Annotated in this window: 21 protein-coding genes; 6 read left to right on the top strand and 15 right to left on the bottom strand. The window is 59.5% G+C overall.

The window, feature by feature from the left end; genetic code table 11:
- Position 1: 1 nt before the first annotated feature.
- The 4 genes from BUB69_RS00480 to BUB69_RS00465 all read right to left on the bottom strand — a co-directional run bounded on the left by BUB69_RS00480 (position 2) and on the right by BUB69_RS00465 (position 3,947).
- Positions 2 to 994, bottom strand: coding sequence for an ABC transporter permease (locus BUB69_RS00480; RefSeq protein ID WP_024685852.1), 993 nt, complete (start codon positions 992 to 994; stop codon positions 2 to 4).
- Positions 991 to 2,544, bottom strand: coding sequence for a sugar ABC transporter ATP-binding protein (locus tag BUB69_RS00475; protein WP_073161778.1), 1,554 nt, complete (start codon positions 2,542 to 2,544; stop codon positions 991 to 993). Before BUB69_RS00475 ends, BUB69_RS00480 begins: the two co-directional genes overlap by 4 nt.
- Positions 2,545 to 2,597: 53 nt before the next feature.
- Positions 2,598 to 3,557 carry a sugar ABC transporter substrate-binding protein gene (locus BUB69_RS00470; protein ID WP_073161777.1) on the bottom strand — a complete coding sequence of 320 codons (960 nt, stop codon included), beginning with the start codon at positions 3,555 to 3,557 and terminating at the stop codon, positions 2,598 to 2,600.
- Between the two features lie 165 nt (positions 3,558 to 3,722).
- Complete coding sequence (locus tag BUB69_RS00465) at positions 3,723 to 3,947, bottom strand: YgdI/YgdR family lipoprotein (protein WP_073161776.1); 225 nt, start codon at positions 3,945 to 3,947, stop codon at positions 3,723 to 3,725.
- A 194-nt stretch (positions 3,948 to 4,141) separates the two neighbouring features.
- Between BUB69_RS00465 and BUB69_RS00460 the strand changes: the two genes are divergently transcribed.
- The 3 genes from BUB69_RS00460 to BUB69_RS00450 all read left to right on the top strand — a co-directional run bounded on the left by BUB69_RS00460 (position 4,142) and on the right by BUB69_RS00450 (position 5,567).
- A complete protein-coding gene (locus tag BUB69_RS00460) occupies positions 4,142 to 4,342 on the top strand; it encodes a DUF1654 domain-containing protein (RefSeq protein ID WP_175561637.1) in 201 nt (66 codons plus the stop codon).
- Positions 4,343 to 4,346: 4 nt separating this feature from the next.
- Positions 4,347 to 5,039 (top strand): endonuclease, encoded by a 693-nt coding sequence (locus tag BUB69_RS00455; RefSeq protein ID WP_073161774.1) that lies wholly within the window; start codon positions 4,347 to 4,349, stop codon positions 5,037 to 5,039.
- Between the two features lie 300 nt (positions 5,040 to 5,339).
- On the top strand, positions 5,340 to 5,567 hold the full coding sequence (locus tag BUB69_RS00450; protein WP_073161773.1) for a DUF6555 family protein: 228 nt from the start codon (positions 5,340 to 5,342) through the stop codon (positions 5,565 to 5,567).
- Positions 5,568 to 5,639: 72 nt separating this feature from the next.
- On the opposite strand, the gene map is transcribed toward BUB69_RS00450, so the two are convergent.
- From map to BUB69_RS00425, 5 genes are all read right to left on the bottom strand, one after another.
- Positions 5,640 to 6,431, bottom strand: coding sequence for a type I methionyl aminopeptidase (gene map / locus BUB69_RS00445; protein ID WP_073161772.1), 792 nt, complete (start codon positions 6,429 to 6,431; stop codon positions 5,640 to 5,642).
- Positions 6,428 to 6,670, bottom strand: coding sequence for a ParD-like family protein (locus BUB69_RS00440; RefSeq protein WP_024687971.1), 243 nt, complete (start codon positions 6,668 to 6,670; stop codon positions 6,428 to 6,430). Before BUB69_RS00440 ends, map begins: the two co-directional genes overlap by 4 nt.
- A gap of 86 nt (positions 6,671 to 6,756) precedes the next feature.
- Positions 6,757 to 7,083, bottom strand: coding sequence for a helix-turn-helix domain-containing protein (locus tag BUB69_RS00435; protein WP_073161771.1), 327 nt, complete (start codon positions 7,081 to 7,083; stop codon positions 6,757 to 6,759).
- Positions 7,084 to 7,154: 71 nt separating this feature from the next.
- Positions 7,155 to 7,349, bottom strand: coding sequence for a hypothetical protein (locus tag BUB69_RS00430; RefSeq protein ID WP_073161770.1), 195 nt, complete (start codon positions 7,347 to 7,349; stop codon positions 7,155 to 7,157).
- A gap of 100 nt (positions 7,350 to 7,449) precedes the next feature.
- On the bottom strand, positions 7,450 to 8,484 hold the full coding sequence (locus BUB69_RS00425; RefSeq protein WP_073161769.1) for an Ldh family oxidoreductase: 1,035 nt from the start codon (positions 8,482 to 8,484) through the stop codon (positions 7,450 to 7,452).
- 215 nt (positions 8,485 to 8,699) lie between these two features.
- Here BUB69_RS00425 and BUB69_RS00420 point away from each other — a divergent pair, with 215 nt between their 5' ends.
- Together BUB69_RS00420 and BUB69_RS00415 are read left to right on the top strand one after the other, a co-directional pair.
- A complete protein-coding gene (locus BUB69_RS00420; protein WP_073161768.1) occupies positions 8,700 to 9,752 on the top strand; it encodes a FecR family protein in 1,053 nt (350 codons plus the stop codon).
- A gap of 218 nt (positions 9,753 to 9,970) precedes the next feature.
- Positions 9,971 to 10,351, top strand: coding sequence for a Fe2+/Zn2+ uptake regulation protein (locus BUB69_RS00415; protein WP_073161767.1), 381 nt, complete (start codon positions 9,971 to 9,973; stop codon positions 10,349 to 10,351).
- Positions 10,352 to 10,384: 33 nt separating this feature from the next.
- Here BUB69_RS00415 and BUB69_RS00410 read toward each other — a convergent pair whose 3' ends face one another.
- Positions 10,385 to 10,573, bottom strand: a complete 189-nt coding sequence (locus BUB69_RS00410; protein WP_024687977.1) for a hypothetical protein — start codon at positions 10,571 to 10,573, stop codon at positions 10,385 to 10,387.
- Positions 10,574 to 10,831: 258 nt separating this feature from the next.
- On the opposite strand from BUB69_RS00410, the gene BUB69_RS00405 reads away from it, so the two are divergent.
- Positions 10,832 to 12,643 (top strand): monovalent cation:proton antiporter-2 (CPA2) family protein, encoded by a 1,812-nt coding sequence (locus BUB69_RS00405; RefSeq protein ID WP_073161766.1) that lies wholly within the window; start codon positions 10,832 to 10,834, stop codon positions 12,641 to 12,643.
- A 2-nt stretch (positions 12,644 to 12,645) separates the two neighbouring features.
- Here the strand turns inward: BUB69_RS00405 and BUB69_RS00400 are convergent, their stop codons facing one another.
- The 5 genes from BUB69_RS00400 to BUB69_RS00380 all read right to left on the bottom strand — a co-directional run bounded on the left by BUB69_RS00400 (position 12,646) and on the right by BUB69_RS00380 (position 19,117).
- Complete coding sequence (locus BUB69_RS00400; protein ID WP_073161765.1) at positions 12,646 to 14,043, bottom strand: efflux transporter outer membrane subunit; 1,398 nt, start codon at positions 14,041 to 14,043, stop codon at positions 12,646 to 12,648.
- A gap of 14 nt (positions 14,044 to 14,057) precedes the next feature.
- On the bottom strand, positions 14,058 to 15,113 hold the full coding sequence (locus tag BUB69_RS00395) for an HlyD family secretion protein (protein WP_084537013.1): 1,056 nt from the start codon (positions 15,111 to 15,113) through the stop codon (positions 14,058 to 14,060).
- A gap of 21 nt (positions 15,114 to 15,134) precedes the next feature.
- Positions 15,135 to 16,673 carry an MFS transporter gene (locus tag BUB69_RS00390; RefSeq protein WP_073161763.1) on the bottom strand — a complete coding sequence of 513 codons (1,539 nt, stop codon included), beginning with the start codon at positions 16,671 to 16,673 and terminating at the stop codon, positions 15,135 to 15,137.
- A gap of 222 nt (positions 16,674 to 16,895) precedes the next feature.
- Positions 16,896 to 17,822, bottom strand: a complete 927-nt coding sequence (locus BUB69_RS00385) for a glycosyltransferase family 2 protein (RefSeq protein ID WP_073161762.1) — start codon at positions 17,820 to 17,822, stop codon at positions 16,896 to 16,898.
- 83 nt (positions 17,823 to 17,905) lie between these two features.
- The gene (locus BUB69_RS00380) at positions 17,906 to 19,117 is read right to left on the bottom strand and encodes a molybdopterin molybdotransferase MoeA (protein ID WP_073161761.1); all 1,212 of its coding nucleotides are present in this window, start codon (positions 19,115 to 19,117) and stop codon (positions 17,906 to 17,908) included.
- Between the last annotated feature and the right edge of the window lie 5 nt (positions 19,118 to 19,122).

The following is a 19,122-nucleotide window of genomic DNA, read 5'->3' as shown; positions in this document are numbered from 1 at the left end:
GTCAGCCCTGTCGCCGCGCCCGATTGCTGCGGTAGGTGTCCAGCACCACGGCAATCACGATGACGGCGCCGGTGATGATGCGTTTGGTGGGTTCTGTGGCACCGATCTGAGCCAGGCCAGCCGCCAATACCGAGATGATCAACACGCCGAAAAACGTGCTGATGATCGAGCCGCGCCCGCCCATCAGGCTGGTACCGCCAATGACCACGGCAGCGATGACCTGCAGTTCGAGCCCGGCACCGGCATTGGGGTCGGCGGCTTCAAGGCGAGAGATCTGGAACAGCGCCGCCACACCGGCCAGCAGCCCCATCAGCGAGAACACCAGGATCTTGTACGGCTTGGGATTGATGCCTGCCAGGCGCACAGCTTCTTCGTTGGTGCCGATACCGATCAGGTAGCGACCGAATACCGTGCGCGTCAGCACCGCCTGAGCAATGAAGATCACCATCAGCGCGATGATGAACGAAGGTGAAATGCCGAACGCCACCGGGTCCGACAACCAGGCGAATGAATCACCGATGTAGGCTGTGCGCGAGTTGGTCATCTGGTACGCCACACCGCGGGCCATCTCCAGCACGCCCAAGGACACGATGAACGATGGAATACGCCAGGCCACAGTAATCGAGCCGGTAATGGTGCCTGCCAGGGTCGCGCAGGCAATGCCCAGCAGCGCAGCCGGAAAAACGCTCCAGCCCCAACCGAGAATCGCCACGCTGACGGCCGAGGCAGCCAGCGCCAGTACCGACCCTACGGAGAGGTCGATGCCGCCGATAATCAGGATCAGGGTCATGCCCACCGCCAGCACCATGAGATCGGGGATCTGGTTGGCCAGCGTGCTGAAGGTCTGATACGACAGGAAGTGGTCACTGAGCAGCGAGAACAGAACGATCATCGCCAGCAATGCGCCCGCCAGGCCCAGATAGGTGCCCAGCCCGAGGTAATTGCCGCCGCGGCGCACAGGCATCGTCGGCGTCGAGGGTGTAGTGTTTTTCATGAGTCGTTCCTGGGCGCGGCGTCATTGAGCAGCGCGTCACGTTTCTGATATCCGGCAAAGGCGGCGGCAAGCAATTGGTCCTGGCTCCAGCTGTCACGGTCGAACGTTTCGATCATTCGACCGGCCGACAGCACGCCGATGCGATCACAGATCAGCATCAGCTCGCGCAGGTCACTGGACACCACCACCAGCGCCCTGCCCTGACGGGTCAGTTCGGCCAGCAACGCGTAGATGTCGAACTTGGCGCCGACATCGATGCCACGCGTCGGCTCGTCGAACAGCATCACCGGGCAGTCACGCTCCAGCCAGCGGCCAATCACGACCTTCTGCTGATTGCCACCGGACAGCTCCGACACCAGTTGGGTCGGACTTGAGCTGCGAATGCGCATGGCGTCCACTTGCCGTTGTGCCAGTTTGAGTTCATCACCTGCGTTGACAATGCCGCCTCTGGAGATCGCATTCATGTTGCCAAGTGCAATGTTGGCGCTGATTGATTGCGACATCAGCAAACCTTCGCTTTTGCGGTCTTCGGTAATCAGCGCGATGCCGTGCTCGACGGCATCGGCGGGCGAGCGAATGCTGACTGCCTGCAGGGGCTGGCCTACTTCAATGCTGCCGCTGTCGGCAGTATCGGCACCGTAGATCAAGCGCAACAGCTCAGTACGCCCGGCGCCGATCAGGCCGGAAATACCAAAGATCTCGCCACGGCGCACGTCAAACGAGACGTCCTGAACCTTGCCTTTTCGGTTGAGCGATTTAACAGACAGCGCGACTTCGCCAATCTGTCGCGCCCCCATGTCCATGTGTTCACCCAGCTCGCGCCCGACCATCAGAGTGACCAGTTGCTCACTGTTGTAACGCGAAATCGGCTCGACGCAGACCAGCTTGCCGTCACGCAGTACAGCGATACGCTGGGACACTCTGGCCAACTCTTCGAGGCGGTGGGAAATGTAGATGATCGAGACACCGCGGGCCTGTAGCCGGGTAATCTGTTCGAACAGCATCTCGACTTCACGCGAGGTGAGCATCGCCGTCGGTTCATCGAGAATCAGCACATGGCAGTCGCCCACCAGATTACGGGCAATTTCGACCATCTGCTGGTGCCCGATCCCCAGATCGCCTACCAGCGTATCGGGGTCGATGGCTTCCAGGCCAACCTGGGCCATGGCCTTGATTGCGTTTTCACGCAGGCGCTTGCGATCGATCCAGCCTGCACGGCGCGGAAGATCATCCAGAAACAGGTTTTCGGCAACAGTCAGGGTCGGCAGCAGGTTCAACTCCTGCATGACCATGCGGACTCCGAGCTTTTCGGCCTGGGTACGGTTCGCCGGTTGATAAGGCTGACCCTGATAGTGCATCTGGCCGGTGGTCGGAGTGACCAGTCCGCCAATGATCTTTGACAAGGTGCTTTTACCGGCACCGTTTTCCCCGGTCAGGGCCAGCACTTCGCCGCGCATCAACGTCAGGTCGACATCGCCAAGCACGGGTTGAGCGTAGGTTTTACCAATGCCACTGACCGAAAGAACAGCCGTCTGAGCAGACGCTGACATACATTTCTCCCAGCGCCTGCCCTGTTCGGGCAGGCGCCTTTACCCGGCGTGGATCAAGGTTTGGTAACGAGCTCGACTGGCGTTTCGATAACGCCTTTTTCATTGACGTCGACCTTCTCGCCCTTGACGGCCTTGAGCGCCGCTTCGATCCCGAACACCGCTTGCCTGGCAGCGAACTGATCGGCAGTGGCGAGCACGCGACCATCCTTGAGCATCGGTTTGATGGCGTTGATGTTGTCGTAACCGACCACCATTACCTTGCCTGCCTTGCCGGCAGCACGCACGGCCGAGACCGCACCCAGCGCCATGCTGTCGTTACCCGCCAGCAGTGCCTTGAGGTTCGGGTACTCATTGAGCATGGCCGAAGCAACGGCATTGCCCTTGTCGATTTCCCAGTTGCCGGATTGCACCGAGACAACCTTCATCTGGGCTTTGTCCATGGCGTCCTTGAAACCTGCAGTGCGCTGCTGAGCGTTGGTGGTGGTCGGCACACCTTCGATGATGCCGACTTGATCACCGGCCTGGAGTTTCGTGGCCAGGTAATCGCCCACCTTGGCAGCACCCTTACGGTTGTCCGGGCCTACGAACGGAATCTGCAGGTCCTTGCCCTTGAGCACGTCGGGATCAAGCTGGTTGTCGATATTGACGACCTTGATGCCCGCGTCGGTGGCTTTCTTCAAGACCGATACCAGCGCTTTCGAGTCGGCAGGCGCAATGACCAGCGCGTCGACCTTGGAAACGATCATCTGATTCACGATGCTGATCTGGGCAGCGGTATCGGACTCATCCTTGATACCGTTGGTGATCAGGTCGAACTCACTGGCGTGTTCTTTCTGATAGGCCTTGGCACCATCTTCCATGGTCAGGAAGAATTCATTGGCGAGGGATTTCATGACCAGCGCGACCTTGGGCTTTTCCGGCGTCTGGGCGTGTACGGCAGAGAGGGGGACCACTGCCGCAAGGGCAGAAAACATGGCAACAGCGAGAAGGCGTCCAGCGAATGGCAGCTTCATGAGTTCATCTCCGATCTTGTGATTATTGTTCGGGCGAACGACGCAGGATCAATCCGGCGGATTGATACGCAAACGTTTGCGAGAAACGAACTATGAAAAATGTCGCGCGCTTTGTCAATCGTCTGAATCAAGTCTGCCCGAGGGATTGACCCGGGCAGCGCTGTCTCAGTCTTTTGGGCGGATAGTGGCCACCTCGTCGGCCTTGATCCTGATGGTTTTTCCCGAGATGTCCTCGAACTCATAGAAGCCATCGCGGCTCTTGGTCTTGGGCGCATCCTGGGTGATGTACTGCGTACCATTCTGTAACGTGACAACCGAAGGTGTTGAACACCCCGTCAGCACCAGCGACGCTGCCACCACAGCCGGTAACAGCAACCAGTTGAAATTCATGTGTCACTCCTCAAGTCGGATAGCGAAGGTGTCGGCAAAACCATACAGGCTTGCGAATGCGCCGCAAACATTATCCTACGTAAGTGTTGCGAAAGATTAGACACTCAAATACTGTACGCACATACAGCTAATTGAGGGATTTTTTCGTGGCAAATTCATCCGCAGCGACCTCCACTCCCGATGCCTATCAACGCATGGGCATTCGGGTACAAAAGATCATCAATTCGCCGACAGCACAGAAATCCAGAGCCGCCCTGCTCTTTCGGCTGCCGGACGAATCGGAAGACGATTGGGCGCAACTGCTCGAAGAAATTGCGGAGAACGATAACGTCACGCTCGCCTGGCGCGACGACGGCGGCGTGCAGATATTCTGGACAGTGCCCAAGGAAGACTGACGGCATGGCGCTCCGGTTGTCCACGCTGTTTTGCCTCGGCCTCCTCGCCACGTCCGCTCTAGCCGAGGCGCCACGCACGTTCAGCGAGGCGAAGAAAATTGCCTGGGGCCTGTATGCGCCGCAGTCGACCGAGTTCTATTGCGGGTGCAAGTACACGGGCAATCGCGTCGATCTCGCGGGCTGCGGATATGTACCCCGCAAAAACGCGGCTCGTGCGAAACGTATTGAATGGGAGCACATCGTACCGGCCTGGCAAATCGGCCACCTGCGCCAGTGCTGGCAGAACGGTGGACGCAAGAATTGTACGAGGAACGACGTGGTCTACAAGCGCGCCGAGGCCGACCTGCATAATCTGGTGCCCAGTATCGGCGAGGTCAACGGTGACCGTAACAACTTCAGCTTCGGATGGATTCCCGAACAGAAAGGCCAATACGGCTCATGCCTGACGCAGGTGGATTTCAAGGCCAGAAAGGTCATGCCTCGACCCTCGATACGCGGCATGATTGCGCGCACCTACTTCTACATGAGCAAGCATTACAATCTGCGGCTGTCCCGGCAGGATCAGCAACTTTATCAAGCCTGGAACAAGACTTACCCCGCGCAGCCCTGGGAACGCCAACGCAACCAGCGAGTTGCCTGTGTGATGGGCCACGGCAATGAATTTGTAGGCCCTGTCGACCTGAAATCCTGCACGTGATGACAAGCTGAATGAATGCCAGACCTCCATTTGAGCAGCTATCCGACATCACGTGTGCGCAAATGAATGTGACCTGATGCCACTTATCGGACGACTGTTCACCTTCCCGAATAAAGGTGCAATTCTCGACCTGCGGTTCCTAGAGACAGCAGTCCGATCAAGGCCCCTTCCAGCAGTTAAAGCCCGTATCGATCTCGAAATGAAATAGCAGTTCTGAGGCGTCTCACACCTCACATTGCCCGTACCCGAACGTACTCATTTTAAGATGGCGTAGCGTATACGCCTTGCAGGCGACCAACGATGAATCAAATGGAATTTGAAATTCACTACCGGTTCAAAGGCGAAATCCACAGCTTCGTTCACCAGGCACTGCACCTGTGCCAAAGCGATGCACTGCACTGCGCAACTTTGCATGCCGGCGTGGGTACGGTCAGCGACCACATCGCGGCAGGGCCGATTCGTCTGGCAACCCTGCAGGCGCAAGGTTTCGGGGTGACAGACGTCCGCTGGAAAAGATGCACCCTGTAAAGCGCACACCCTGAATGCTCATAGAAAAAACGACCTGTTCAAGGTCGTTTTTTTAACCGTTGCCGACGCGATTCATATCGCCGGATAAGAACCGGTGCCTTCGGGCCAGGGCGTGAGCAACTCGAAACCGGTTGCCGTGACCGCAACCATGTGTTCCCACTGCGCCGACAACGACATGTCGCTGGTCAGAACCGTCCAGCCATCCGGCAGTGTGCGGGTGCCGGCCTTTCCAGCGTTGATCATGGGCTCGATCGTAAAAACCATGCCTTCTTTCAACTTCAGGCCTTTGCCTGGAGTGCCGTAATGCAGCACCTGCGGCTCTTCATGGTACTTGCGACCGATACCGTGTCCGCAATACTCACGCACTACACTGAATCCCTCGCGATGAGCGACGGTCTGGATCGCATGGCCAATATCGCCCAATGTCGCGCCGGGACGGACCGCATGTATTCCGGCTCGCGTTGCTTCGTAAGTGGTCTCGACCAGACGCCGGGCCAAAGGACTGACTTCACCTACCAGATACATGCGGCTGGTGTCGCCGTACCAGCCGTCCTTGATAACGGCGACGTCGATATTGACGATGTCGCCATCCTTGAGAATGTCCGACGCAGAGGGAATGCCATGGCAAACCACCGCGTTGGGCGATATGCATGTCGTCTTGGTAAAGCCGTGGTACCCGACGTTGGCCGGGATCACCTTGAGATCCTTGACGATATAGTCGTTACAGATATCGTCCAGCGCTTCTGTGCTGATACCTGCCTTGACGTGAGGCGTGATCATGGCCAGCACATCAGCGGCCAGCCTGCCGGCAATGCGCAGATGAACCAGGTCTTGCTCGCTCTTGAGGCTGATTGAATGGCTCATGAGGCCGCCTTCGACAGTTCGGACATCTTGAACGAGTCGGACTTGAGTACGTTGCCGTCAGTACCTTCAAGACGAATCAGCATCTGACAGATCTCGCTGTAATCCAGCGTCGGGTGCAATTCGGCCAGCATACCGATGCGCATCCAGTGCTCAGCCTGCGCATTGATGGAACGACTGAGCGCAACGCTCGCACAGCGAAGATTCGCGTGCATTTCTTCGGAAATTTTTACCAGGCCCATCGCTCACCTCACGTTGAATATACGAATCATATATGTTTCGTATATTCACAATCAACCGGACGGCTTGAACGAGAGTGAAATGATGATCAGTCGAAGTGCTTGCGCAGGGACAGCGCCAACTCTCTTATCGCATTCTGGGCCGCCTCGCTGAGCGACCTGAACTGAAGAATGATGTCTCGCTCGGCCGCTGATAGCGAGTCCACGCCAACCGGCATTCTGCTGCCCGATAGCAGATAGAGCACATCGACACCTCTTTCACTCAGCGCCACCAGATAGCTGGAACGCGGCATGCGATTACCATTTTCATATTTGCCTTGGGCATTGGCCTCGACACCACCAATTGCAGCGAACCCTTGCTGCGACAGCCCCATTGTCTGGCGCTCTTCTTTGAGTCGTGCGCCGAAATCGTTCATCAGCTATATCCGAAGTGGAATGACACCCCACCATACGCTGCATCCAATACACATGCTGGCCTATCGAGCGTTTATTCGACACGCGTTTGGCGGTAATCACTTCCTGCCTGGGCCGCCGCAACCACCATGCAGACCTGCGCTTCGTAAGCGTTGAACTGGCGCAGGGCGGCGGCCAGGGCAAGAAAATCTTCCCGCTGCATCTCATTGACCGTTGCACTGCTACGAAGCTGATGAGCAACCGGGCTTTGCGCTGACTTCAGGGACATGAAACACCTCTTCTCTATTTACTGGTTATGCATACAGTATTTAGATCAAGGCGCTAACACAAGCCCAATCACGACGAATGGTCATGGGACTACACGGTACCTAAAAGACCCCAGCCAGCGACTGGAGTCGCGCAAGGTCCTGCGCGGCAATCGGAATGCCATGGACACTCGACTTCACTCGCTCGCTGTACCGCCGGTCACCGGGCATGCGGGTCTGGCCAACGCCGTGAAGCTGGCGCACAAGTTCTTCGCTGCGCTGCGCAAAAGACTGGCCGCTGCCCTTGTCCGGGTCGATGACAATCACCAACTGACCGGTCCAGGGTGTCTGCGCGCCCGGGTGTTTTGACCAGTCGAACTCGAATGAAAAATGTCCGCCCGTCAAACCTGCGGCCAGCAGTTCGACCATCATCGACAAAGCCGCCCCCTTGTGCCCACCAAACGGCAGCAACGCGCCACCTGCCAGAATGGCCGCCGGCTCGACCGTCGGCTGACCGTTACGGTCGACCCCCATGCCTTCCGGTAGCAGGCGACCTTCGCGAGCGGCGATCTGTACGTCGCCATGGGCCATGGCACTGGTGGCCAGATCAAACACAATAGGGTCTGCACCTGCCCGCGGCGCGGCAAACGCAATCGGGTTGGTGCCGAACAGTGGCTTTTGTGCGCCATGCGGCACAACACAGGTCATGCTGTTGACCAGGCTCAACGCGACCAGACCTTGTTGGGCGAAGGGTTCGACATCCGGCCACAGCGCCGCAAAATGATGTGAGCTGCGAATGGCGAGGATCGCGATGCCTGCATCACGTGCCTTCTCGATGAGCAACGGCCTTGCCGCCGCCAGCGCCGGCTGGGCAAATCCGTTGGCGGCATCGACCCTGACAAAGGCGGCACCGACATCTTCCACCACGGGCACTGCCCTGCCATCGACCCAGCCGCTGGCCAGTGAAGACAGGTACCCGGGAATGCGAAAGATACCGTGGCTGTGCGCCCCGTCACGCTGGGCGCCTGCGCAGTTTTTCGCCAGCTCGCCCGCAACCTGAGCCGATGTGCCGTGGGCCAGAAAGATTCGCTCGAGCAAGTCAGTCAGTTGCTGATATGAAAGCGTGGGTGTCGAGTCATCAGGATTAGGTGTGTGCATCTGAGCTCCGGTGCATCAGAACAGGAAGACGATCAATGCCACCGAGAGTACCGCTGTGCAGACACGGGAGAAACATGCGTGTCGTTTTTACATCAATGAGAGCCGATCACATTCACGAGGAATTAAGGGCTGCGACGATAGGCAACAGCCACGCGATGTTCTCCCACGCTGTCATCCGGGGGTAGAATGCGCCAACGGTACACACCGGAGCGCCCATGAGCGACCCCCTCCTCAGCGAAGCAGAATACGATGCAATCACCGATGCCGCCGCGCATTGGTGCATGCGTCTGCATGCTGACGACTGCTCGCCTGTGGAGAGAAAGCACTTCGAACTGTGGCTCCAGGCCCATCCGGCGCACGCCGCCGAGTACAAGGCCATGCAGGAAATCTGGGATATGTCCGGTCAGGTCGAGCCAGTCAATCCCGCGCCCGTCGCCTCTACTGCGCCAATCCTGTCACCGACAGCGGCGAAATCAGTGCCTGCAGTTCGTCGGCAAGGCCGCTCGCGATCCTGGCGCACGTTTGCTGCCGCTGCGGCTATTTGCGCCCTGGCGGTTCCGGTGGCCGGTTATATTGGCTGGAACCAGGGCCTGATCCCCAACGCCTATGAAACCTACAGTACGACGAATGCCACCCGCCTGGTCACGTTGAACGACGGCAGTCGTGTGGAAATGAACCTGGGCACAGAGCTGAGCTATGCCAACTACAAGAACCGGCGCAACGTCACCCTGAAGAAGGGTGAAGCGTTCTTTGAGGTCAGCCACGACAGCACCCATCCTTTCGTGGTGGATGCGGGCCAGGGCAGCATCACGGTCACGGGAACCCGGTTCAATGTGTGGACGTATCAGGATCAGGTACGAGTCATGCTGGTAGAAGGCTCGGTGCAGGTCGAGAGTGACCGCACCCTTACGGGCGCACGTCATCACCTCGATCCCGGCATGCAGGCCAGTTACAAGGCAGGAGACACCCGACCCGGCATTAGCCGCACGGATGTCAACGACACCAGCCTGGCATGGCGCAATGGCAAGCTGATCTTTAACGACGTACCGTTGAGTCAGGCCCTGCCGCTGATCAATCGCTACCTGCAGACTCCTATTCTGCTGGCCGACAACGCGACCGGCGCGATTCGTCTCGGAGGCAGCTACAACACCCGTGATATATCCAGTCTGCTGACATCCCTTCCCAAGGTATTGCCGGTCTTTGTGACCCAGAATCAGAACGGTAATCCAGTGCTCAACAGACGTCCGCCAGCCTCGCCCAAAGGCTGATAGCGAAGCCCCGTTACGCCATACGCTTACATTCAGAAACAGTGCATCTGCCTGCGCTCAGGGCGCCAGGCCCCTTGATGCGTAAGGGGCTACGGCGCAACGTCAAACTCCGTCCGGCAATCGCCTGCCATTTTTTTTCGCGCAACGCTGAGGTTTTTAGCCGCTCGTTCGTCTTATTAGGTGAGAGTTGTCTAAAAAGCCTGAAAAGGAGTTTGCGCATGTTCAACCGTCAAGGAGTCACAACCCGCACGATGCTCAGGCAGACGGCCATTGCCTCGCAGGCACGAACGTCTGCGGCAGAGGTAGAACGCCCTGGTAACGACCATATCCGGCTGCTGCTGAAAAGCTTCGGACTGCGTACCAGTCTGGTCAGGCTCAAGGTACTCGACGCCTTGCTGGTTTCCAGCGAAAGCGGTCAGTCACTCGGCGTACGAGGCGTTCATAGCCAGCTACTCAGGCTCGATGTACCGCTGTCGTTCCTCAGCGTGCGAGAAGTGCTCAAGCGCTTGTGCGATGAAGGCGTGATCCACCTCAATGAGGACAAGACCTACAGCCTTCATCCGCGCGCGATGGAATGGCTGGGGAATTCAGACAGATAAACCGTCCCGCAAATGCCGCGCGTCTGGTCACTCTCAGCGCTTGACCTTGCGACGCATGATCCCGTTCAGGACCACGACCAGAACCGCAACACCGATGGCGATGTACTGAAAGGTTTTCTCGCTGATCACGCCGCTGTTCTGCAGGTGCGACAGGCCCAGCATGATCGCCAGTACACCCAGTGCGATCAGAATCGAATACATCAAACGTTGTTTATTGGTCATTTCGGTTTTTCCTGAATACTTCGTCAACGGCATTGGCGCTGTGCAAACGCGCCGACATCTTACGCCGATGCCGGACCGATGGCATCGCTGCAATGCGTTGCACTCATTACGTGACACACGCCTTATCCGATCACAACCGGCTCATTCATCAATTGCACTGATGATCGTCATGCCCCGTTGAGCATTGCCGAGAAAAACTCACGTGGTTTAATGCGGACCTGTTTCAAATCGTTTCCCGTTATTGCCAAGGAGTTTCACATGCCCCATGAAGGCAGCCTGCTGCAGGCCGCAGTTGTGTTTCTGTTCGCCGCGGTCATTGCGGTGCCGCTGGCAAAGCGCCTCAAACTCGGCGCTGTCATCGGCTATCTGTTCGCAGGCGTCGTGATCGGCCCATCGGTACTGGGGTTGATAGGAGATACCGAGAGTGTCAGCCACATCTCTGAACTTGGGGTGGTATTACTGCTGTTCATCATCGGTCTGGAGTTGTCCCCGAAACGCCTGTGGGTGATGCGCAAGGCCGTTTTCGGCGTCGGCATGGCCCAAGTGCTATTGACCGGCCTGGTGATCGGCACCGTTGCTTTGCTCGCGTTCGGTCAAACGCTGAACACTGCGGTGATTCTCGGCCTGGGCCTGGCGCTGTCCTCCACGGCCTTCGGCCTGCAAAGTCTGGCCGAGCGCAAGGAATTGAACAGCCCGCATGGGCGCATGGCGTTTGCCATTCTGCTGTTTCAGGACATTGCCGCCATCCCACTGATCGCCCTGGTGCCGTTCCTTGCAGGCGCCGACCACGCAACGACCACTCAGGAAAGCATCAACCATGGACTGCGTGTGCTGGGCAGCATCGCCATCGTGGTCGTAGGCGGACGCTACCTGCTGCGCCCGGTGTTTCGTGTCGTGGCCAAGACTCGTATTCAGGAAGTCTCGACGGCGACGGCGCTGTTGGTAGTGATCGGCACGGCGTGGCTGATGGAGCTGGTCGGCGTCTCAATGGCACTGGGCGCGTTCCTGGCAGGCCTGCTGTTGGCCGATTCTGAATACCGCCACGAACTGGAAGCCCAGATCGAGCCCTTCAAAGGTTTGCTGCTCGGGCTGTTCTTCATCAGCGTTGGCATGGGCGCCAATATCAGCCTGCTGTTCAGCGCGCCCTTGGTGGTGTTGGGCCTTACGCTGTTGCTGGTCGCAATCAAGCTGCCGCTGCTGTTTTTCATCGGCCGCACGGCAGGTGGGTTGAGTAAAAGAAGCGCACTGCGCCTGGGCCTGGTCTTGGCAGCGGGCGGCGAATTCGCCTTTGTGGTGTTCAAGATCGGCAGTGCGCAAGGGCTGTTCGAGGCAGGCCTCTACGACATGCTGGTACTGACCATCACCCTGTCGATGGCGATCACCCCATTGCTGTTCATTGCCCTGGCGCGCTGGATCAAGCCCAAGGCCAAAGTGGTGGAAGTGCCGGAGGAGTACCGCGACATTCAGACCGACAAGCCGCGAGTGGTGATCGCTGGCATGGGCCGTATGGGCCAGATCGTCGCGCGGATTCTGCGTGCGCAGAAGATTCCGTTCGTGGCGCTGGACACCGCCGTGGAGTCCATTGAATTCTCGCGCAGTTTTGGCAACGTGCCGGTCTTTTACGGCGACCCGTTGCGCCCGGAAATCCTCAGGGCCGCCAAGGTGCAGGACGCCGAGTTTTTCATCATTGCCACCGATGATCCGGACATCAACATCAAGACTGCCGAACTGATCAACAAGCTCTACCCGCACATGAAGATCATCGCTCGTGCTCGCAACCGCCAGCACGTTCACAAGCTGATGGATGCCGGAGCCCATGCGGTGCGCGAAACGTTCTACTCAAGCCTTGAGATGTCCCGTCAGACGTTGCTGGGGCTGGGCCTGAGCGAGGCGCAAGCCGACGCACGCATAAGCCGCTTCAAACGCCACGACGAACAGGTGCTCGCCGCGCAGCATGAGATTTACGACGACGAGGCCAAAGTACTGCAAACCGCCCGCGAGGCGCGTGCAGAACTCGCCCAACTGTTCGAAGCGGACCGCCTTGAAGAAGAGGAAGCTGCCAAAGCGTAACGTTACCAGCCACCACCCAGTGAAGCGTACAGGCTGACCAGGGCCTGAGCCTGGGTGGTGGAGCTTTGCACCCATTGCTGCTCGACCTCTAGAAGCGTGCGTTGCACGGTCAGCACATTGAGGAAATCCACCACGCCTTCCGCGTACTGACGTCTGGCGGTCTCCAGCGCGATACGATTTTGGCGCACCGCCTCTTCCAGCTTGCGCTGCTGAAGCTGGCTGGCATTGTAGAGGCTCATACTGTCGTCTATTTCCTGCCAGGCGCGCAGTACAGTCTGTTGATAGGACAGCGCAGCTTCCTGCTCTTGGGCTTCGCGCAACCGCAACATGCCACGCAGACGCCCGCCTTCGAAAATCGGCAGGCTCAATTGCGGGCCGATACCCAACTGGCGTGAGCCCCAACTGCCAAAGTCAGACAATTGCAAGGCCTGAAAACCCACGTTGCCCGACAGCACAATCCGCGGGTAGAAATCACCCTGCGCCACACCGATGCTCGCTGTCGCCGCATGCAGGCGCGCTTCGGCGCGGCGAATGTCCGGGCGACGCTGCGCCAGCTCCGAAGGCAGCCCCACCGGCACAGTGGCAGGCACGGCGACCATGGCTTGAGGTTTCTCCAGTTCGGCCTGCAAGGCTCTCGGAGACTGGGCCAGCAGCAACCCCAGCGCGTTGATCAATTGCGCCTGCCGCTGCTCAAGCACTGGCAAACGCGATTCGACAGCCGACACCTGCGCCGCCGCTTCAGCCACATCCAGATTGGTCGCGACCCCACTGCCCTGCCTGATCTGCGACAACTCCAGGCTGTTGCGTGACAGCTGAAGATTCTGTCGGGTCACGGCGAGCACGGCCTGGGTGCCACGCAGTTGCAGATAGTCCCTGGCCACTTCAGCCTGCAGCGACAACAGCGCCGCACGCTGATCGTTTTCGGCAACGTCCACATTGGCATCGGCAGCCTCGACCTCACGCTTGACGCGCCCCCATAGATCCACTTCCCAACTGGCATTGACGCCGCCGTCCCACTGGCTGAAGGCCGCCCTGCCCTCGTTACCTGACGGATCGTTCAGCCCTTCGGCGCTGTTGCGTTTGCGCTGATAGCCCAGCGTGCCCGCCACGCTCGGCGCTTGCTCGCCGGTAACCACCTGACGCGCCGCCCGGCTTTGCGTCAGCCGCGCCTGCGCCATTCTCAGATCAAGGTTGGAAGCCGCTGCCCGATCAACCAGTGATGACAACTGCGCGTCACGGAATATCTCCCACCAACGCGCACTATAAGGGGTGGTATTAATCTGACTGGCGGCCTGTTCGCCCTGAATCGGCAGCCACTGCACATCGCTGCTCTGCGGGCGCTGGAAATCCCGACCGACCTGACAACCCGACAGGCTCGTCAACAACGCCAGACCGCTCATTGCAATGAGGCGACTCACAAGGCACCCGCTTTTTGTTCAGTGCGCGGCGCTTGCGTGTCGATGCTGGCGTCCACCGACATGCCGACGCGCAATCGCGCAGCCAGCGGCTGGCCGGGATCCAGGATGATTTTCACCGGAATGCGCTGCACCACCTTGGTGAAGTTGCCCGTCGCGTTGTCAGGCCGCACGGCGGCAAAGGTCACGCCGGTGGCAGGGGCGATGCTGTGTACATGCGCTTTAAGGACTTCATCAGGGTAAGTATCGACCCGCACTTGAACCGCTTGGCCGACGCTCACATGGGTCAGCTGGGTTTCCTGAAAGTTGCCCACCACATAGGCGTCGGCCAGCGGCACCACCGACAGCAGCCTGCTACCTGGATTGACGTAGTTACCCACGCGTACCGCACGCTCGCCGACCACACCGTCAATCGGCGCAACGATGCGCGTGTAAGACAGTTGCAGCCGCGCCTGATCGCGAGTGGCCTGCGCGTGCTTGAGGTTCGCCTCGGCGCTGTGCTGGCGCGCACTCAGGATGTCGATCTGTTTACGCTCGGCCACCAACGAAGCGCTGGCACTGGCGTGATGGGCGTTGGCCGTGTCTATCCGGTTACGCGCCTGTTGCGCGTTCTGCACCGTGCCAGCGCCTGCGCCTGCCAGATGCTCGTAACGGGTACGTTCCTGCTCGGCAAAGCGAACTGCCGCCGTGCTGGCTGTCAACGCGGCCCTGGCCTGATCAATCATGGCTGTCTGGCGTTGCAGCAGCGCGATGACCTGCTCAAGCTCCGCTTCGGCAGTCATGACGCCCGCCTCTGCCGAGGCCAGCGCAGTTTGCACATCACGGTCGTCGATCACTGCCAGCAGTTGTCCCGCCTTGACAGGCTGGTTGTCCTCAACCAGCACCTGACTGATGAAACCTGACACTTTAGGCGCAACCACTGAGTAGTCCGCCGTGATGAATGCATCGTTGGTCGCCTGATGGGTGCTGTCACCGACCAGTGTGTAGATGCCCAGAGCGGCAAGCACGATGGCTGCGCCACACAGGGCCAGGGTCTGCTTTGAGGTCATGCTCATGAAAAAAGTCTCGACGGGAAATCAGTTCAGTGCACGCGGCGGATAGACCCGCGTCGGCATCAGGGGAATCAGCAGGATCAGCCCGGCGGCGAGCCAACCCATGCAGAAATACAAATCGGCGCTGGTCAGTACCACGGCTTGCTCATGCAGACGATGAGTCAGCGACGCCACAGAGTCGTCGGCGGCCAGCCAGGGCGAATTGCCCAGCCGGTCCACCAGCACGTTGGAGTGGAAATGCTGGCGTGAGGTGGTCAGGGCTTCCAGCAGGCCAGTGGCAATGACTGCCGACAGCCCGCGCACGGTGTTAAACCACGACGAGGCAAACGGGCCGTCGGGCGGCGCAATGCCTCCGGTCGCCTGCATCAGCAACGGCAGCACCGCCATCGGCTGGGCAACGATCTGCAGCAATTGCAGGCAGTAGAAATTGTCGCGGATCCACTCGGAGGTCATCTGCGTAGCCAGACCGCAATACAGCGCCAGCAGGCCAAGCCCAAGCGCCAGTACCCAGCGGCAGTCGATCCAGCGCAGGTTGCACAACGCAGCGACAAGTGGCAGCGCGATCAATTGCGGCAAGGCCACGATCAGCATCAACGGCGCGGTCTGCAAGGGCCGATAACCCTGCACCTGCGCCAGGTAGGACGACGGAATCGACGCCACGGCCGTGAGCACGATCAGCACGCCACCCAAGGTAAGCAAGGCGTGCGACAGGTTACGGTCGGCCAGCAACTGCAACTTGAAAAACGGCACGGGCGTAAACCATTCATTGACCATGAACGCCACCAGCAACAACAGGCCGCCGCCCAGCAACCAGCGGATCAATGAGGACTCCAGCCCGTCCAGACGATTGGCCTGCAGGATGCCGATCACCACTGCAACGATTGCCGGCATCCCCAACACGATGCCGCGCCAGTTGAAGGTTCTGAAGCGCTCCAGCCGCAGTGGGTCTTGAGGAATGCCTTGGCCGATGGCGATCATCGCGACCAGGCACGGAGGAATGACCTGCCAGAACGTCCATTGCCAGTTGAAGTGCTCGGTCCACAACGCGGCGAGCGGCGTGCCCAGACTCGGGCCGAAGGTCGCCGTCAACGCGTAACCGGCCAGCCCGTAGAGTTTGATGTCGGGCGGCAGAAAACGCAGCGCAACGGTCATCAGCATCGGCGGCAGGCAGCCTGCTGCCAAGCCTTGCAGGATGCGCAGGACCAACAGGCTGGGATAGTTCGGCGCAAACGGACACAACAGGCCCAGCACGACGAAGGCCGTGATCGCACCCAGCGTGAAGCGCCGCAGCGACAGGCTGACCGCAAACCAGGGTGCGAACGCCATCGCCGCAACCGAAGTCGCTGAATAGGCCGCCACCAGCCAGCTGGCTTCATCAGCGCCGATGAACATCGCGCCACGGATGTCGGCCATGGCGATGCGCGTGACGCCTTCGTTGATTCCGGCGACCAGCACAGCCAGTAACACGCCCAGAAGCCCGATGATGGTCTGCAGGCCGAAGGGCGCAGGTTTAGCGGGCTGGGCAGCCGGGGCGACAGGGTCGATGGCGACAGAGGAAGACATGAGCGGCGGGGTCCAGAGCGAGGAAAGCCCTGGCATTTTAAAAAACGAAGCCGCTCAGGAAAATTTACATGTGTACAGCGTATAAGTGCACGGGACGCACGAATGCACGGGCATCAGTGACATTCGGGTTTTATCGCTCTTCGTGCCGATCCTGACAGCGCCGGCCAGAAAACCGTACGCGGGCTTCAGGATATGACGCAGGGCGTCACGGGCTGCACCTGCTCACGCATACGGACTGTCCCAGTATCGCGTGTACATCCCAAGCCTTTTCTTCACGCCGGTCGGAAGATGCTTTTCCTGTTTGCTCAGTTTGTAGGCCAGCAGCTTGACGGCGTTGCGCACGAACGACATTGGCCACCAGAGGAAGCGTCTGGGGCCAAGGAACGCAAGCTCGGATTTCACATAGCGCATGCCCTCGCCCGCGATGCCGCCGAAGGTCTCGTAAATCCATGACTCACGCGACTGGAACACGCCGATGTCGAAGTAACGACGAAACTCTTCACGCAGGCTGTAGTTATGCGAATGGCGGCAGACCGCCGAGCCTTCGTAGGCCACTTTCCAGCCATCGATCAGCATCTTTGCGGTGACGTACATGTCTTCGGACAGGATCACGTGCCGGGGGAAGCCACCAATGGCCAGCAACGCTTCGCCGCGATAGGCAGCAAAGGAGTTGGACATGAACGGCGTCTTGATACCCAGCACCGGCGCGTCGGCCAGGGTCTTGATCTGCGAAGTGGGCGGGTAGTTGAACAGCCTTGCATGCTGGGCCAGCAGGTTGGCGTTCTTGTGCGGCAATTGCCGTCCGCACACAGCTCCGACCTTTGGATCGGCGAATGGCAGCAGGATGTTGGCAATTGCATCGACGTCTTCGAGGTAGGCGTCCTGGGTCATGTAGACGTAAACGTCATACTCGGGATGCAGATCGACCATCATCTGCCGGGTGCCGCCGTGGTTGAAGTCCTTGCTGTCGATGCGCAACACATTTGCACAGCGGGCACGCGCCAGCTCAAGCGTGCCGTCCGATGAACTGGAGTCGACGATCAGCGTGTCGAACGTCGCAGTCTGCATGGCCAGAGAGTCCAGCAGGCGCTCCAGGTCCTTACGTCCGTTGTAGGTCGGGATGACACAAGCCACTCTCAATGACGCCATAACAATACTCCGGGGCAAAAACAGGGTGCCCGATTTGTCAGCGTTATTGAGGGTAGCTCATGCCCGGTCAGCCAGCCATGACGTCAGCCCATGACCTCGCTCAGGGGAATGAAGTTGACCCAGTCACCGTCTGCAACCGTTGCGCCTTCACGTACCTCGATCAGCCCGTCAGCCCAGGCCGCGCTGCGCAGCACGCCGGAGCTCTGATTACGATAGGGAACGGCCTTGCCCTGCTCCAGACGACCGCGCAGGTACTCGCGACGATTGCCTGGACGCGTCCAGGCAAATCCGGCAGGCACCGCAAACTTCAGAGGCGCGACATCGAGCACGCCCTGACGACGCAACAGATAGGCGCGGGCCAACAACGCAAAGGTCACCAGCGTGGACGCCGGATTACCCGGCAAACCGATCACCGGCACCCCTCGAAAGTGCCCGAACGTCAGCGGTTTGCCCGGTTTGATCGCCAGCTTCCATAACGACAACTCGCCCTCCTCACGCAATGCATGACCGAGAAAGTCCGCCTCACCCACCGATACGCCACCCGTGGACAAAATCAGATCGACCCCGTCAAGACTCGCCAACGCAGCGCGGGTCTGGAGCAGATCATCCGGCAGGATGCCCGCATCCACCACCTCGCACTGCAGGCGTTTCAGCCAGCTGCACAACAGCACGCGATTGCTGTTGTAGATCTGTCCCGGCCCCAGCGGCTTGCCCGGTTCAATGAGTTCATCGCCGGTAGACAGCACCGCTACACGCACGCGCCGGACCACGTCCAGCGCGGCCAGACCAAGCGATGCGGCAAGCCCCAGTTCGATCGGGCCCAGCCGTGTACCGGCGGCCAGCACCGTATCGCCGGTGCGGGTTTCCTGGCCCTGAGGGCGAATGTTCTGACCCACGCTCAACGGCTCGGTAAACCTTACGCGCTGGTCGTCCTGCACCTCGGCGTTTTCCTGCATCTCCACACAGTCCGCGCCTTCAGGCACGGGCGCGCCGGTGAAGATGCGTGCGCAGGTTCCCACCGCGAGCGGTTCGGGCGCCTGACCGGCAAAAATGCGCTGACTGACCGGCAAAGGCTCTCCCCGCCAGTCCGCCAGACGCATGGCGTAGCCGTCCATCGCGCTGTTGGGCCAGGGCGGCAGGTCCAGCGTCGATACCAGATCCGTAGCCAGTACGCGCCCTTGGGCATCGGCCAGCGCCACCCGTTCACGCTGTTTGATGGGCGCAGCTTCAGCCATTTCCAGCAGTCGCTGGATGGCGTCTTCGACAGGCATCAAGGCCTTTGGCTCAGCACTCATGACCC

The organism is Pseudomonas asturiensis (genome assembly GCF_900143095.1).
Lineage (GTDB): Bacteria > Pseudomonadota > Gammaproteobacteria > Pseudomonadales > Pseudomonadaceae > Aquipseudomonas > Aquipseudomonas asturiensis.
The sequence above is the reverse complement of the archived record's forward strand: the minus strand, read 5'-3'. Positions and strand labels throughout refer to the sequence as shown.